Source organism: Psychrobacillus sp. L3, from assembly GCF_042945595.1.
GTDB lineage: Bacteria > Bacillota > Bacilli > Bacillales_A > Planococcaceae > Psychrobacillus.
Window position 1 is genome coordinate 247,847 of sequence record NZ_CP168493.1, and the last position, 16,219, is coordinate 264,065.

The 16,219-nt window shown below is 35.6% G+C and carries 14 protein-coding genes; 11 read left to right on the top strand and 3 right to left on the bottom strand.

Annotated features, from left to right (window positions below; translation table 11 throughout):
- The first annotated feature begins 99 nt into the window (after window positions 1–99).
- Window positions 100–2,148 (top strand): GAF domain-containing protein, encoded by a 2,049-nt coding sequence (locus tag ACEPXD_RS01280; protein ID WP_391119161.1) that lies wholly within the window; start codon window positions 100–102, stop codon window positions 2,146–2,148.
- Between the two features lie 207 nt (window positions 2,149–2,355).
- Complete coding sequence (locus tag ACEPXD_RS01285) at window positions 2,356–5,526, top strand: ATP-binding cassette domain-containing protein (protein WP_391119163.1); 3,171 nt, start codon at window positions 2,356–2,358, stop codon at window positions 5,524–5,526.
- 718 nt (window positions 5,527–6,244) lie between these two features.
- Here ACEPXD_RS01285 and ACEPXD_RS01290 read toward each other — a convergent pair.
- A complete protein-coding gene (locus tag ACEPXD_RS01290) occupies window positions 6,245–6,826 on the bottom strand; it encodes a DUF421 domain-containing protein (RefSeq protein WP_391119166.1) in 582 nt (193 codons plus the stop codon).
- Window positions 6,827–7,007: 181 nt separating this feature from the next.
- Here ACEPXD_RS01290 and ACEPXD_RS01295 point away from each other — a divergent pair, with 181 nt between their 5' ends.
- From ACEPXD_RS01295 to ACEPXD_RS01320, 6 genes are all read left to right on the top strand, one after another.
- Entirely contained in the window at window positions 7,008–7,997 is a 990-nt protein-coding gene (locus ACEPXD_RS01295; RefSeq protein WP_391119168.1) for a VanW family protein, read from the top strand.
- 219 nt (window positions 7,998–8,216) lie between these two features.
- Window positions 8,217–11,363 (top strand): SNF2 helicase associated domain-containing protein, encoded by a 3,147-nt coding sequence (locus tag ACEPXD_RS01300; RefSeq protein ID WP_413790115.1) that lies wholly within the window; start codon window positions 8,217–8,219, stop codon window positions 11,361–11,363.
- On the top strand, window positions 11,356–11,478 hold the full coding sequence (locus ACEPXD_RS01305; protein ID WP_391119171.1) for a hypothetical protein: 123 nt from the start codon (window positions 11,356–11,358) through the stop codon (window positions 11,476–11,478). Before ACEPXD_RS01300 ends, ACEPXD_RS01305 begins: the two co-directional genes overlap by 8 nt.
- Before the next feature lie 22 nt (window positions 11,479–11,500).
- Window positions 11,501–11,812 (top strand): hypothetical protein, encoded by a 312-nt coding sequence (locus tag ACEPXD_RS01310; protein ID WP_391119173.1) that lies wholly within the window; start codon window positions 11,501–11,503, stop codon window positions 11,810–11,812.
- Window positions 11,813–12,373: 561 nt separating this feature from the next.
- Window positions 12,374–13,264, top strand: coding sequence for an HD-GYP domain-containing protein (locus ACEPXD_RS01315; RefSeq protein WP_391119175.1), 891 nt, complete (start codon window positions 12,374–12,376; stop codon window positions 13,262–13,264).
- 25 nt (window positions 13,265–13,289) lie between these two features.
- A complete protein-coding gene (locus tag ACEPXD_RS01320) occupies window positions 13,290–13,577 on the top strand; it encodes an 8-amino-7-oxononanoate synthase (protein ID WP_391119176.1) in 288 nt (95 codons plus the stop codon).
- Between the two features lie 260 nt (window positions 13,578–13,837).
- Here ACEPXD_RS01320 and ACEPXD_RS01325 read toward each other — a convergent pair whose 3' ends face one another.
- A complete protein-coding gene (locus tag ACEPXD_RS01325; protein ID WP_391119178.1) occupies window positions 13,838–14,590 on the bottom strand; it encodes a thermonuclease family protein in 753 nt (250 codons plus the stop codon).
- 39 nt (window positions 14,591–14,629) lie between these two features.
- Window positions 14,630–14,815 carry a hypothetical protein gene (locus tag ACEPXD_RS01330; protein ID WP_391119180.1) on the bottom strand — a complete coding sequence of 62 codons (186 nt, stop codon included), beginning with the start codon at window positions 14,813–14,815 and terminating at the stop codon, window positions 14,630–14,632.
- Window positions 14,816–15,109: 294 nt separating this feature from the next.
- On the opposite strand from ACEPXD_RS01330, the gene ACEPXD_RS01335 reads away from it, so the two are divergent.
- From ACEPXD_RS01335 to ACEPXD_RS01345, 3 genes are all read left to right on the top strand, one after another.
- Window positions 15,110–15,463, top strand: coding sequence for a hypothetical protein (locus ACEPXD_RS01335; protein WP_391119182.1), 354 nt, complete (start codon window positions 15,110–15,112; stop codon window positions 15,461–15,463).
- A gap of 128 nt (window positions 15,464–15,591) precedes the next feature.
- Entirely contained in the window at window positions 15,592–15,864 is a 273-nt protein-coding gene (locus tag ACEPXD_RS01340; protein ID WP_391119184.1) for a hypothetical protein, read from the top strand.
- A 19-nt stretch (window positions 15,865–15,883) separates the two neighbouring features.
- Window positions 15,884–16,072, top strand: a complete 189-nt coding sequence (locus ACEPXD_RS01345; RefSeq protein WP_391119186.1) for a hypothetical protein — start codon at window positions 15,884–15,886, stop codon at window positions 16,070–16,072.
- The last annotated feature ends 147 nt before the right edge of the window (window positions 16,073–16,219 follow it).

Below are 16,219 nucleotides of genomic sequence, written 5' to 3' on the forward strand. Positions count from 1 at the left end.
TAGAGAAGTAGAAAGAGTAAGTGAATAAAATTGAAAATAGCATGTAGGCCATTACTTTTAACAGGAATTTTTTTATGCCTACGATTGGAGAACGTAAGAATGTTAAAAGAACAGACGAGATATTCAAGGCTTGCAGATATAACAAAAATAATAAATACGAAGTTAGAACTACGTGAAGTATTACAGCGTGTAACAATAGCGATATCCGAAGAAATTGTTCAATGCAGTTCTGTCGGTATTTTTTTGCCACAGAAAAATGGAACATTCACGGGATTTGCAGGAAAGCCTGAGGTTATAAATGGCGAAAGGCTCGATTCCCAAGTAATTGATCCTGAAATAGACTTACTAGCTAAAGAAGTGATTGAAACCCAAAAAACCATTTACATCCCTGATACATCAAAAGATAATCGACCGGATTCGGGGCCAGTCAAAGCCTTTAAAATTAAATCCTTATTAGCTCTACCTATCTCATTTGAACAAGAGTTATTTGGTTTAGTTTTCTTATTTGAATATGGAACTCCTATGAACTTAACGGATTCAGAAATTCAAAGTGTTGAAGCTTATGTGAATATGGCTGCAGTCGCAATTCGAAATGCGAATAATTTAACACAAAAGGAAAACCTTATAGCTGAAAAGCAGTTGTTACTTAGTGTTACAAGAGACTTATCAATGTGTTCCTCGATACAAGAAAGTCTTGATAAATGTTTTATCTATTTAGGAAAAATGTTAGATAGCCAAAATATTGCTGCCCATCTTCTAGATCCATTTGATAAAACAACCATTAGATTAACGAGGTTAAGTAAAGACTGTGATTGGACAGAAGCAGATTGGATGGAGACCCTAAATAACATAAGAATGGATCAAAGCTATGAAGAAATGATCCAAATAGTCATTAAAACAAAAAATATAATTCACCGTCCAAGTATAGATGTTAATGGTCTACTTATAATTCCATTGGTATCAATGGGAGAAGTATTAGGGGTAATAGTCGTCGTCCATTTAGAGGGGAATGCTAACAATTACGATGAGTCCCAAATTCAACTGGCACAATCTATCGTTGATGCCACAGCCCCTACGTTTTCCAACTTGTTATATATGGACCAACTCGAAAGCATGGTAGTAGAGCGGACAAGGGAACTAGCTGCTGCTAATGAAAAAGTGACAAATGTAATTGAAGGTATAACGGATGGATTCTTTGCTTTAAATAAAGAATGGGAATTTACTTATATAAATAAACATCAATATTTACCGCTTGGGAAAACAGCAAAAGACGTATTAGGTAAGAATATATGGGGAATATTCCCGGAAAATGTCGGCACGGTAATTTATAAAGAGCTTCATCGTGCGATGTCAGAGCGAATTACAGTACATTTTGAAATGCTTTCATCCTATGACGGTTATTGGCACGAAGTAGTAGCATACCCTTATGACGAAGGTATCTGTTGTCTTTTTAAAAACATAAATGAAAAAAGGAAATATGAGAAGGAATTGAGAAGGTTATCCAACTTAGATTTAATTGGGCAAATGGCGGCAGGAATTAGCCATGAGATTAGAAATCCAATGACTACGGTAAGAGGATTCTTGCAATTATTAAGAAAAGAGGTCACATTTGAAAAACATACAGATTATTTCAATCTAATGATTGAAGAACTGGACCGTGCCAATTCAATTATTACGGAATTTCTCTCAGTTGGTAATACAAGGACATCCGAATTACAGATGTTAGATTTAAATTCCATTATTCATGATATTACACCTTTAATAGAGATTGATGCGTTCAATCAAAATAAAAGTATTCGATTCGATACGCAAGACATTCCAGAATTGCTTTTAAATCGTAATGAGATACGACAATTAATCATAAACCTATACCGTAATGGCTTAGAAGCGATGATTGAAGGGAAATTACTAACTATTAGCACCTACAAGGAAGGTGGAAATTGTGTCGTTCTTGCAGTGCGGGATCAAGGAGAAGGAATCAATCTCGAAATATTAGAGAAACTCGGTACGCCATTTTACACCACCAAAGATAATGGGACAGGCTTGGGGTTAGGCATATGCTATGCCATTGCTGCCCGTCATAATGCGGAAATCGATATTCAAACTGGAATGGAAGGTACTACTTTTTTGGTTAAGTTTAAAATTTAAAAGATTTTATACCCACTTTTTTGCAATAAAAATTTGGCAACTTCTACCTTGCAAATTTATTTGTTATTGGTGGTTCACTTGGTTTACTTGATGAAAGCTATCGTATAGGAATTTGACATTGCTACACTAACTAATGAAGATAATATTAGTGGAACAGATCTATAGAAGTTTTAGGATTAAGTTTATAAGAATAGAAAGGATGTACATATGAAAATCAATCAATTAATTGCAAACAATATTAACAAATTAGATGCAGCACTACCGGTAGATAAGTCGTTAGGAATTGCTGGTTTATCTGGATCTGGTAAAACAACGTTTTGTCAAACTATTGGTGAAGAATCCAAGAAGCGTCTCGTTTCTTTATTGCCAAAGGCTGAATATCAGTATTTATTCCCTAACATTATGGAAACCAATTTCAGTGCAATCAAGATGGAAGAAATGCCTTTAGTACTTTTTCTCGGAAAATCATCCATTTCATCGAATCCACGTTCAACGATTGGCACCCATACAGGCGTCTTTAAAGAGATTCGCGTACGACTTGCGGAAGAATTTAATCTTTCTCCAGAAGTTTTTTCATTTAATAATGAATTAGGTTGGTGTCCTGCATGTAAAGGACGCGGTACTACAAAAAATATTGAATGTAAAAAGTGTGAGGGCAAGCGCTATAATCCAGAAGTCGAACAATATAAGATAGAATTATTGAATCATTCACATAGTATTTCCGATATTAACAACTTAAGTATTGAAACGATTCTTTCCCTTAGAGAAGAATTACATATTAGTGAAGCAAAACAGCATATTCTTCAAAATATACTCAATATGAATATTGGTTACCTAACATTAAATCGTATTATGGGTACCTTATCAGGTGGAGAAATAACAAGACTTTACTTGGCTGAATTTATGGCAACAAGTGAAAATACCGTTATTATAATTGATGAAATTTCTGTTGGTCTCGATCACGAAACACTTTTGAAAATTTTAGAAGAGATTAAACAATTGGGGTATAAGAATCAGATTTGGCTCATTGATCATTCTGACACAGTGCTTAACACTTCGGAAGAGCAATTATTCTTTGGACCTGGTAGTGGGAAATACGGTGGTAAAATTGTGGAAGAATCTCCACGTCCAAAACCAATCACTTGGGAACGAAATGAGGAAATGCCAACAGAATACTATCTATTTCAAGATCTTTACTGTCGTAATATTCAAATGAAAGAAATTCAGATTCCCAAAAATAGAATTGTCACTTTTACGGGAGAATCAGGATGTGGGAAGTCTACACTTGTTAATGAGTGTATTGCCAAAGATTTTCAGAAGCGATATCCAAAAGATAAACTCGTTATAGTTGGGCAAGATCGAAACCAATCGATTACTAGCCGGTCAACAGTTGCGACGTTTCTGGATATTAAAAAGAAACTCACAAAATATAGTGAAGATATTGATGATATTTTTCAGCGTTCGATTGAAGATATTATTGATGAACTACCAAAGGAAGATATCGCTCATAAACGCTTAAGCTTATTGATCAAACTTGGACTTGGATATTTGACATTGGAAAGAAAAACACAGTCGTTATCGACGGGTGAATTTCAATGTGTCCATTTAGTTTCTGAGCTATTTGCTAACTCAAGAAACCCACATACGCTGTTTATTTTTGATGAGCCTTCCAAAGGTTTATCACAAAATATTTTAAATCAATTCATTGATAGTATCAGGGTCATTCTGCAAGATGAATCTGTCTCCATTATGATGATTGAGCATAATGCGTATATGATCGAAAACTCTGATTTTATCGTTGATTTTGGTGACAGACAGCTTGCACCTATAGAGCATCTTGATGCTGTCAGTCATGATGATTATTATCGCGGGCAAAGCGGGCCAGGTAAGGTTGTGCCATTGCGAATTTCTTCTACACTAAATCAACCAAATGGCATTAACTACTTAACGGAAAATCATATTTCCTATTTTAAAAATGCAGAAAATGTCTATAAAGGTGGTATTTTAAAAAGCTTATCATCCATGGCCCGTTTGATTTATGGTGAATATGAAACGGACATAATTGCACCCGTTATCGCTATAGACTTGGAGCGTCACTTATATAGTCAATATAGTTTTCTTTATGAACTTGGCGGCGTGATCAACCATATTGTAGCAGCTCATCCGACCAATAAAGATACGAGAAGCTTTGATTTTTATCATCAAGACAATCATTGCCCATGCTGTTCGGGCCGTCGAGTGATTGAAAAATTTGATTTTGAAGTTGTTCTTCAGGATAAAACCGTGCCATTTTGGGATGGTCAATTACATGCAGATGTAATGGAAGTTTTAAAGTTTTATCAGTTTTCAAAATTAGAATTCCTCTTTGATGAGATTAAAAATGAGTTAGGTCAGGATATAAGTAAAAGTTATAATGACATGACAGAAGCAGAAAAGCATACCTTTTTATACGGGTATTGGGAAAATTCATTTTATGATAAAGAAGGCAAGACAAGGAGGACTTGGGAAGGCTTTAATTTAATCATCGGGCGCTATATATTTGTATCGAAATCAATTATTAAAGAGCATATAAAAGAATCCAAAGAGATGATTACATGTCCAGTTTGCCAAGGAACCGTATTAAACCACCATAAAAAGCTGAAATTTGGCGACACGGATATTCGTGAGATTATTAACCAACCACTCGATCAAGCGATGAAAACAGTCGGGAAGTTACAGCAACTAGAGAAATTAAAAGACATTGTCGGCGGAGATATGACTTTAACCGAAGATGTGTCCCTATTGCCAAGAGAAACACAAGTCGCTCTGAAAATGTTTGAATTGGAGCAGGCAAGCTTTGCCCACTATGAAATGGTTTTACAAAATGTACTGCCATTCTGGAGCAGCATTAGCAACAATATCGATTCCATCGGTGTTAACAATCGGATTACGATCTGTGATTTTGACAATATCACAGAAACGAGAGAAACGATCATTGATAAGTACTTCACTAATGGAAAATACAAAAAGCTGACGTATGTCTATGAAGCGTTAGGTTACAAAAAGATAGTCACGCTAATTAATAAGATTAGAAAAAGCCATCCATGTCCATTCTGTAATGGAAAGAAAGCTATTACAGAGGAAAATCTCCATGATGGCGTATTTAAACTGACGATACCTTGTGTGACGTGTAATGAAACTGGTGTTAATAATGAAGGACTTAAGGAAATGGTCGAAGGAATAGACGTAGAAACATGGTTAACTGGCACAGTTAGTGATGTTGTTACTGAAAGCTTAAGTAGTGAGGCTGTTGAGGATATTCCAATTTTCAATCGTATTCGGGAGTTGAATAAACGAGAAATGATGGCGGTTTACGAATTCCTTGAGCAAAATAATTAATTTTGTATGATGATTTTGCACGAATTAGCCGCGAATGGTGCGAAATAATTGGAGATAGACGGATAGTTCATTTAAGGAGAAATAAATGAAAGACCGAACAAAGTAGTTTATTTGTTCGGTCTTTTTTTATATCATTACAAAAAGTGGTTGATATATCCAAACTAGACGGTGAACAGGGCCATAAATAAAGGAGATTTTTGGAATAGCTGTCTATTAGGTTTTGAGTTTAGGGTTATAAAGTGAATTAGATTAAATTCAGTATAAATGTTAGAGGTATATTATTCTTAATAACTTATCCAAAAGTCTAATCTATTGGAAATTCCAAACGTATACTATTGTAAAGTCTAACCCTGACAGGTGGTGAATTGATATGCCATTTTATCCGCCAAATCCTAGAAGGAGACCATTCTCGCCAGTCTATAGACAAAGAGGAGGACCTCCAAATCAAATGAGAAGGCCGAATAATTCTTTCCGATACCCTAATCAACAACAATCTCAAGGTTCTAGATTTGAAAGATTACCAGGCCATTTTAAAAACATTATGGGCCATGTGGGCACAGTAAAAACTGGAGTTAACATGATAAGGCAAGTTGGATCCATTTTAGGTCTATTTAGATAGTTTATCTTGACTGAAGGATATCTTATGCACGTCAATTGAATATTAACGGGATTTCTTCCTTATAACCCTGATTGAATTTAATGGCCAATCAGGGTTTTGTTATGTTTTAGTTAAAGTTATTTTAGTTGTTATTTCAGTGAAAATGTTTTCTTCGGAGTCTGTTGCTTGCTCGGTTTGTGCAGATAGCTTGCCAGTTTGAATTAATTGAATAAGATTTTGAATATCTTCTTTCGTTGCAGGTTGCTTTTCTTTTTTCAACGTATAGCCTAATTGTCCATTTACCTCCAGTGTTGCATATTCTACGTCACTAATGGTCGTTATACCTAGTTGTCGTAAATGTGTTTCTAGTTTATCGACCGTAAGCCTAAGTTTCTTTAAACTTCTTTCATTTATTATCCCGTTTTCAATAATTATGATAGCTTTGCCAGAAATTATAGATTCCAATCGATGAAATTTTAATTCAATAAATTCAATAAAGATAAGGGATAGAATTAATAAGGAACTGATTCCAATAGTCGACAATAACCCTTTACTTTTTACTGGATGAATCAGCAATGTACCGAGCATAATCATGATAATTGTATGAGGGACAGTCATTTGTGAGATGGACCTTCTTCCACCAATCTTTAACAAAACCATTCCAACTACAAGAATTATGATTGTCTTCCAAACCAAATCCATAACTGATCACCTTTTTTGAATAGTATTAGAAACTTTCTTCATGTTTATACCATTATTGAAAGGTAATCACTGACAAAAGGAAATGGGATTTTTCTATTATATATTGTCCTCCTTCACACTATCATTCCTACTTGAATAAGATATCTAATTGGAAATACCTTATAGCTGGGAGTAGGATAATGTGAAAAGATGGATTATTGCTTTAGTTATATTGTGTTTAGTAGGACTGGCCGGTTGTCTAGAGAAAACAGTAAATGAAGAGCTAGAAACAAATGATAATGAAGAGAAACAACCCGTGGAGGAAGTAAAAACACCAGTAACTTATGACGAAGAAGCAGAAAAGGAAACAAAGCCTTTAGTTGTCAATATCGTTGATCCAAATACTTTAGAAATAATAAAAACGCTATCACCGAACGATTTAGGATACGAAACAGATGTCGAAACATATAAAAAGGAACTTGAAAAATTAGCCTATGAGTTGGCAAGGGGTACAGAAACGGAAGCTGGATATGACACGAGAATGGTTCTTGATAAAATAGATGATAACGGTCGGATCACAAAAGGGAGCCCAAGAATTATTTTAAAAGAAAGTGAATTGGTAGCTAGGATTATTGAGGCATCCATTTCTGGCAAGGACGTTGAAATTCCTTTGTATGTAACAGAAAGTAACTATAATATTGAAGATATTCTTCGTTTAGAGGAAGTAATAATTGCTTCTTATACAACTTATTTTAATCCCTCGGATGTAAACAGAAATAAAAATATCGAGATTTCAGCAAAAGTTATAAATAATGTAATTGTTGGAAGCGGGGATTATTTCTCTTTTAATGAGATAACAGGTCCAAGAGACGAAAAAAATGGCTACCAACCAGCACCGGAAATAATTAATAAGAAGATCGTCATGGGTATCGGGGGAGGGGTTTGCCAAACATCCTCCACACTTTTTAACGTAGTGGACCAATTATCGGTAACATATGTGGAAAGACATCATCATTCATTAGATATAGGTTACGTACCAAAAGGAAGAGATGCAACTGTTTCATATGGGGCATTAGATTTCAGATTTCAAAATACAAGAGAAGCCCCTTTTTTAATAAAAGCAATTTATGGTGAAGGCTTTCTAACCATAGAAGTAAGAACTTCGAAGGAATATGAAGGTATTGTGGAGTAAATCTGTGTAGAAACTGCACTTACACACATCACAAATTGATAATAAGAAATATGAAAGCACGTCATATATAAAATTGATGTGCTTTTCTTATATTAGTGTCCTGCTAATAAGGTTTGTCTAAATGTTGTTGTCCGTCCAAACGTGCTAAAATATAACCAACTAAACCGATACAGAAGTTACTGAAATGATCGAGAAAGGATTAAAAAAATGAATTTTTCGATGAGCGAAACGAAAATTAAACAATTATGCGGCGTTACAGCTTTTAAAAAGGGCAAAGCTTATTATCAGGCGGAAAAAGTTAATCTTCACTCCTATCAGGCAAGTAGTTCAGTAGTTGAAGCTAGTGTGAAAGCGGGAGATGATTTTAATGTCACCGTGAAAACAGACCCCAATGGGAAAATTGCGGCTACTTGTACTTGCCCGCCAATAGGCTTACATACATACTGTCAACATATTGCAGCGGTACTGCTAGTTATCCAAGAGAAGCAGCAGGTGGAAGAGCATTTGGTTGCTAGGATGATGGATTTATTTGAAAATGAAAGCATTCCCCCTACTGGCAAGCAACTGCATTTCGACAACAGACAGACGCTGCATGTGGAATTTACATGCCGTCCAGTCTTTCAAGGTGACGGGGAGTACGCAATCGGGATCCAGATGAGCGCAGGTTCTCAAGCATTACGGCCCATCTCACATATAGCGAAGTTTCTTCATGCAATAGAAAAAAGAGAACCGCTTGAATATGCTCGAGGTTTGCTATATGCGCCGGAGCTTTACAGTTTTCCAAGAGAAACGGATGAAGTCCTTCAATTTCTAATAAAAAGCCAACGAGTAAAAAGTAAAGTCATCTTACAAGAAGGCCTATTACTCATTTCCGCTTCTGATTGGGAGCAGCTTCTTCCTTTGTTAACAAAAGCTCCAGCAGTAAGATTTATGCAGGATGGGGAGCTTTATGAGGGAATTCGTTTTGGAAAAGAGTTAGCTCTAAGTTTTGCATTGGATGAAGGAAATACAACCAACTACGAGCTGGATGTGAAAGGACTAGAACGAATAACTGTTTTAAAGGCTTATGGTTATGCACTTTTAGAAGGGAAATTGTTCAAACTTCCCCCAGAGGATTGCAATCGACTGGTTGAATTGAAAGAAATGTTGGATCAATCCGGAAAGAACCAACTAGTCATCTCAGAAAATCAAATAGAGCACTTTATGGAGAAAGTCGTACCTGGCTTAGGGAAGCTTGGCAATGTGGTAATTGCGGAGTCCATTTCCAAAAGAGTCGGGGAAACGCCACTTAGAGTCAAGCTTTTCTTGGACCGAGTCAAGCATCGATTGCTGGCAGGTTTGGAGTTCCATTACGGGCATCTCATCATCAATCCATGTGAAGAAACCAAGGAGACATTCTTGCACTATCCCGGGATTAGACGTCAGCGTAATAAGGAACTGCAAATGATTCAATTGCTCGAAGAAAATGCATTTACACAAACAGATGGTGGATTTTTCTTGTACGACGAGGAAGCAGAATATCATTTTTTGTATCATGTTGTTGCAGGAATGGAAAAATGGGTGCACATCTATGCCTCGACAGCTGTGAAAATGCGTGTCCAAAAAGCGTATACAGGCCCGAGGATAAAAGTGGAAGTAAAAGAACGTATGGAGTGGTTGGAGTTCCGTTTCGATTTAAATGGAATCCCTGAAAAAGAAATCCAAAACCTGATGGCTTCACTTGAAGCAAAACAAAAATTTTACCGAATTCCAAATGGAAATTTGGTCTCGTTGGAAACACCAGAATTTTTAGCGCTGGCCAATTTCATGCAAGATATGGGCCTAACTAACGATAATATAAACGAAGAAATTAGAGTTCCGTTAATTCGCGGGATGCAATTGATCGACTCTCTAGAACAAGGAGATTTAGTGGAGCCAGGTGAAAACTTTGCGAAGCTAATGAAAAATTTAATCAATCCCGAGGAGTTGAATGAAACTGTACCTTCAACTCTAACAACCGTTCTTCGTGATTACCAGAAGGTAGGTTTTAAATGGTTCAAGTTGTTAGCGAAATATAAATTCGGAGGAATCCTGGCAGATGATATGGGGCTTGGGAAAACACTGCAAAGCATTGCATTCATAGAATCAGTGCTTCCAGATGTGCGAGAGCGAAAATTACCAGTATTGATCGTATGTCCCGCATCCCTTCTTTACAACTGGAAGAATGAGTTCGAAAAATTCACTCCACATATAAACGCACAAATCATTGACGGCAACAAAGCAGAAAGAAGTTCTTTATGGAAAGCATCTTTGGGAGCAGATATACTCATCACTTCATACCCATCACTACGGATGGACACAGATCTCTTCCAAAAACATCTTTTTCACACATTGTTCCTGGATGAAGCACAAGCATTTAAAAATCCAATAACGAAGACCGCAAAATCGGTGAAAAAGATCCAAGCAGAATACCGATTTGCTCTAACAGGAACGCCTATAGAGAATTCGTTGGACGAACTTTGGTCCATATTCCACGTCGTATTTCCCGAATTGTTGCCGGGCAGAAGAGCCTTTAGCGAATTAAGACGAGAGGACGTAGCGAAACGTGTACGTCCATTTATCTTAAGACGAATGAAAAAAGATGTTCTAAAAGAATTGCCGGACAAAATTGAAATGATTCAATTCTCAGAGTTGCAAATACAGCAGAAAAAACTATACGCAGCTTATTTAGCGGAACTAAAACATGATACGTTAAAGCATTTAAAAAAGGAAAGTTTCCAAAAGAATCGCATAAAAATTTTAGCAGGCCTAACAAGACTCCGACAACTATGCTGCCATCCAGGTCTATTTGTTGAAGGCTACACAGGAAGCTCCGCGAAGTATGAGCAATTAATGCAAATCCTAGAAGAATGCCGATTGTCAGGAAGAAGAGTGCTCGTCTTTTCACAATTCACCCAAATGCTCGGCATAATAAGAAGGCAACTTATACGACAGGGCACATCTTACTTTTACTTAGACGGACAAACCCCACCTGCTGATCGTGTCGAATTATGCAATCGCTTCAATAACGGCGAAGGAGATTTATTTCTTATATCATTAAAAGCGGGAGGCACCGGCTTAAATTTAACTGGAGCAGATACTGTAATCCTCTATGACCTCTGGTGGAATCCAGCAGTCGAACAACAAGCGGCAGACCGTGCCCATCGAATGGGACAGCAAAATGAAGTACATGTCATCCGCTTAGTAGCAAAGGGTACCATTGAAGAGAAAATAAATGAACTTCAACATAGAAAAAAGAGTCTCATTGATGAGGTTATTCATTCAGGGGGAGACGGGCTGACTTCTATGACGGAGGAAGATATTCGGGAGATATTGATGATTGAATGAGATAATACTTGTCCCAACTATACATTCATTTAGAGTGACAATGGATGCATTGCAATTAGCAGAAGAACTCCAGTCAAAACTGGATATGTTTCGTGCATTGGGCAAATGGAATTAATCCATTATGTTGGGAATACCATATGATAGATATGAATGAAAATTTTCATGAAGGTGGTTATACCCTAATGCAGAGGATAAAATTTATGATTAAGCAATTCTTAAAAGAGCCTTTGTGGTTTAGAATACTAATCTCTACAACCTTGCTTGTTTCGATTATTTTTAGCAGTTCATTATTCTCAGATAATGCTTATTTTCAAAGCTGTTCCAAATTAGCTGCAGCTATCTTTTTTTGTGCTTATGGTTTTAAATTAAGAAAGAGTCTTAAAAACTCATTCATTTTATTTATATTAGCAGGTATTTGTATCGTTCTATCCATTCTGGCATTATATTAGAGTTGATTATCCCAGCTTAGTATGAATGGATATGGTAAATCCCCATTCTGCTAACTGGTAATTACTTTATTAAGGAACAGAAAATTGATCAGACTTTTTTGAAAATGAATGAATCAATTGAATATATTAAGAGCTTGTTTTGATCATTTTTTTTTCAAAACAGGCTCTTTTTTTGTTTATCAAGGTTATTAGAATTAATTTAATCAAGCTTCAAAGCTAAAGCTGGGGTGAAAGAAAGGACAGATTGGTTGGAATTGCGTTTTGATACTATTAATTAGAGGGAAATTTTTCGAGAAGGAGCTTATAGGAGAAATTCTATTAACAGTGTATTAAAAAGGAGTCTCGGAATTTTCGTCACAACATATATGCTTATACATCAGACATTGTCATTCACTTTAATAAAGATAAACTCGTTGATTGAAATGTGAAATTGTTTAAAGTTAGCAACTACAGACTCTGAGGTTTAATCATAAAAATAATTTATCAACCTCTTCTTTATGCAAATTGTATCATGTATAATTGAAACACTATTCTGAAGGTAGTATTGGAGGAATAAAGGACATGATGAATATATTAACTAACCAATCCACTGAAAAGGTTTACTTAAAGAACATGGAACTTTCACTACTAGCTTCTGGGGATGGAACTGAGGTTATCCATCATAAATTATATAAAGGTTCCCGTTGGGCTATGGCCCCTGAGGAAAATTGGACAGCATTAGAACATGTTACCATCTTGTCAGGAAATCTTATATATAATTCACAAGAAGGAAAAATAGTTTTACAACCTGGAGATTCTTTAAGCGCTTGTCCTGTTACAGAGCTTTCTATTTTTTATGCTGAAACCGAAGTTCAATTTTTATATGTAACATCTCAACCTCAATTTCATGTATATAGCAACTCTCTAAAAGAAATGTACGATTTGGCAGTTTCCGTTGAAGAAAAGGATGGATACACAGCTGAACATTGCAACCGAATAAAAGAGCTATCCATGGAATTAGGAGCAGCTATGAATTTGTCAGCGGACGAACTCTATATTTTAAATCTTGCAGCATTCCTACATGATATAGGAAAGGTAAAAGTGCCTATTCAGATTTTGAATAAGCCAGATAAACTAACAGCTGATGAATTCGATATTATGAAAAAACATACGACTTGGGGTAAAGAAACGTTAGTGGATACTAATTTAGTGGATCTAATTAATGCTGGAGAAATAATCGAACAACATCACGAACGATATGATGGAAAAGGGTATCCTAATCAGCTTAAAGAGGCTGAAATTAGAATAGAGGCCGCAATAATTTCAGTAGTTGATGCATTTGATGCTATGACTACGGATCGTGTGTACCGAAAAGCAATGAGTGTTAGTGCTGCTCTAGCTGAATTAGAAGTAAACAAAGGCACAATGTTTCATCCAGTGGTATTAGAAAAGTTTTTAACCATAATGAATTAATAATTTTTGAAGGAGGTGAAAACATATGAAAAAATTGTTATTAACACTTACATTCTTAGTATTGTTTAGCTCTTTGTACAGTGCAAGTGCTGAAGCAGCATATCTGAAGAGTTCTGATAAAACAATCTCCATAAATACTGGACTTAAACTTACTATTCCTTTAAATCTTGGAGAAAAAGCTTTCAAACTACAAGAGAATGTTCATGACATTATTACTAAATCAACTGGTTTAGAAGTTGATCATTATTATTTATGGTTAGAAGTAGATGGTGAAAAGGTTATTGGAATTGACCCAGCTAAAGGGATGTTCTAAGATAGAGCATCACTTATCTCGGGTAGCTTAGTTTTTTCTTTTGGCTCTAAATAAGTGAATCAGTAGTTGAGTTATAGAAATAACTTTGAAATGATTCAGATTGAAAAAAAAACTCCTCTCTAAGGCTGCACTGAACCCCGAATAGTGGACACTTTAATAAAGTGACCCAATTTTGGGTTCAGTTCATAAAACAGAGAGGAGTTGTTTTTGTATAAATATCTAGATGGCATGGAGATGTAGAGGTATGAATTTACAGAAAATTACCTCTTCGAAGCGCGGTATCCAGCAGCCAGTGCTGCAGCTTTACTACAAAACATTGCCTCTGGTTCTGTAATATCATAAAATTGACCCCCTAGGACATGAAATATTTTCTCTCCACTGGAGCTAATATTTCCTTTTATATTACAGGAACCTGAAGTCGGTTTTTCTTCCTGTTTCGGCTTGGGTTGTGTTTTTGGAGTCTCAGCTGGTTCTGATTTTTTCTCTTCCGTATGATAACCGTCTTCCTGCGCATAGTTTTCGATACTCCAAATCCCAATTCTTTGTTTTTGCGCTTTTTGTTGTAGTTCCCTAAATTGGTCAATGTATTTCACATCTGGTTGGAAAACAGCTACACGTGCAAGACCTTTTTCAATTAATGTTTCATTGAAAAGTTTTCCATCTATCCACACATACCGGAGCAATCGTCCATACCTGTCACGCTCGGAGACATCTTTTTCAAGCTCTATCTCTTCACCAGTTAAAGTGTTTTTTGTAAAAGAACTTGCTTCCGGTCCGAATGGTTGGACACCTAGTTTAGGATGTTTTGTCTCAGGTGTATCAACAAGAATCAAACGGACAGTCTCTTCTTTACCATTCACTTTTACTTTAATCGTATCCCCGTCAACAACGCGAGTGACAACTGCAGAAGTTAAAACCGTGCTGAGTGGACTATTCGATTCATCTTTTTTCTCACTCAACTTAGTTGTAGTGGGGATAGGGAGAGTATTTTCTTTATCTGTTTCTTCATCCACTTGTTTTGACGGTGCAACAGTTTCGTTTATATTTTCCTCTTAAGTAATCGTTGCGCTTTCTACTTCATTTTCGCTTTGATCTTGATTATTTTTTTGCTCCAGCCAAAAAAAGAGACTAATAATAAACGAGATTAATAAAAGTGCACCATAGATCTTACCCATTCTATTTCTATTTCTTTTAACGAAACCTTCTTTGGAAGGCTTTTTTTCTTTTTGTGCACCCATACAAAACTCCTGTTTTCTATTAAATTTCGGTGATTTTCCTGGCAGCATCCCTGTGTCAGACTCAATTGTTCCCCAAGCTGTACCTGACATAGGGATGCTCTAAAAAGTATAACACGTTAAATATATCAAGTTCGGTGGTCTGGAAGAAAACCTTGAATAGCAAACTTTCCGGGAACATCGCATAAATTTAGTAGTGGTGTTAAAATAAACTGGCAATTTCGAAATATCTTACTTAAACTAATGCTTTATCGGTTAAAAATAATGAAAAAACATTAAAAGAGGAGAGAAGGGGAGATGAAATTAAAAATTTTATATTTAGCAATAACGATGTTGTCATTATTGCTGATTGTCGGTTGTTCGAATGATAACAGTTCAGATAAAACATTGGATAATGAGAGTTACGAAAGTGTTAGAGAAGTTGTATGGGATTTTATAGTTGAACAAGGTTGGAGTCATAATTATTCTAAGGAAAATTGGAGAAATGCAACGGTAAAGAAAGAAGTTGCTGATGATAGCTATAAAACGTTAGATGCAACTTATTATGGAAAAGAGATATTAATTGTTACTTTAGAAGATGCAGTAGCAGCACCATTAATATTTGTTGACCCTAAAAACAATGAAGTAATTGGCTACATACCAGGTGAATAATACTTATAACTTTACGGTTAACCAACCAAAACAAGAAGGTATAACGACTGTAACTGTAGAAGATAGCAAAGGAAGTAGCCACTGCCGCTTTTAATAAAGAGGTGGGAGCAACTTTTAGGAGTGAGGCAATGAATATCGAAAATCAAATGGACAAAAATGAATCGGGTAATAGAAAGATTCAAAAGTTAATATTAATATTAATCTTTTTATTAATAATACTTTCTTCTTTTTATCCAAAATTAACGAGTATTTCTTTAATTCTTCTAGGTTTAATGCTCATATTAGCCTCTTGGAAATGGAAAGAAAAGTATAGAAAGTATTTCCTTATTGAAATGATCTTATCACTAATAACAATTGTCTTCGCGATATTAAAGCTATTGAACATAACTCCATGGGGATAATTTAAGGAGGTATTAACCGGTGAAATATTTAAAAGTTTTTATTAGTATTATCTTAATTTTCTTTGGTAGTACGTTGTTAAATATAACCATTCATGGTGAGCTGATGGATAATATAATAATTAAAGTATTGGGTGGACTTATGATGCTTGTGGGTGTTGTTTCAGGAAGAAGGGCAATCAAAAAAGGTAAATTAAAGAACGTGGAATAAGAGAAATTACTACTTACAATATATTCTTGGTTGTAAAAGGTATTATGTTTATGTCAAACCAATTTAAATTACAGAAATCGATTTCGAACTAGAAAAACTCAAATGATAATCTTATCTCATGATACCTGTTGTATAATGGGTAAATTG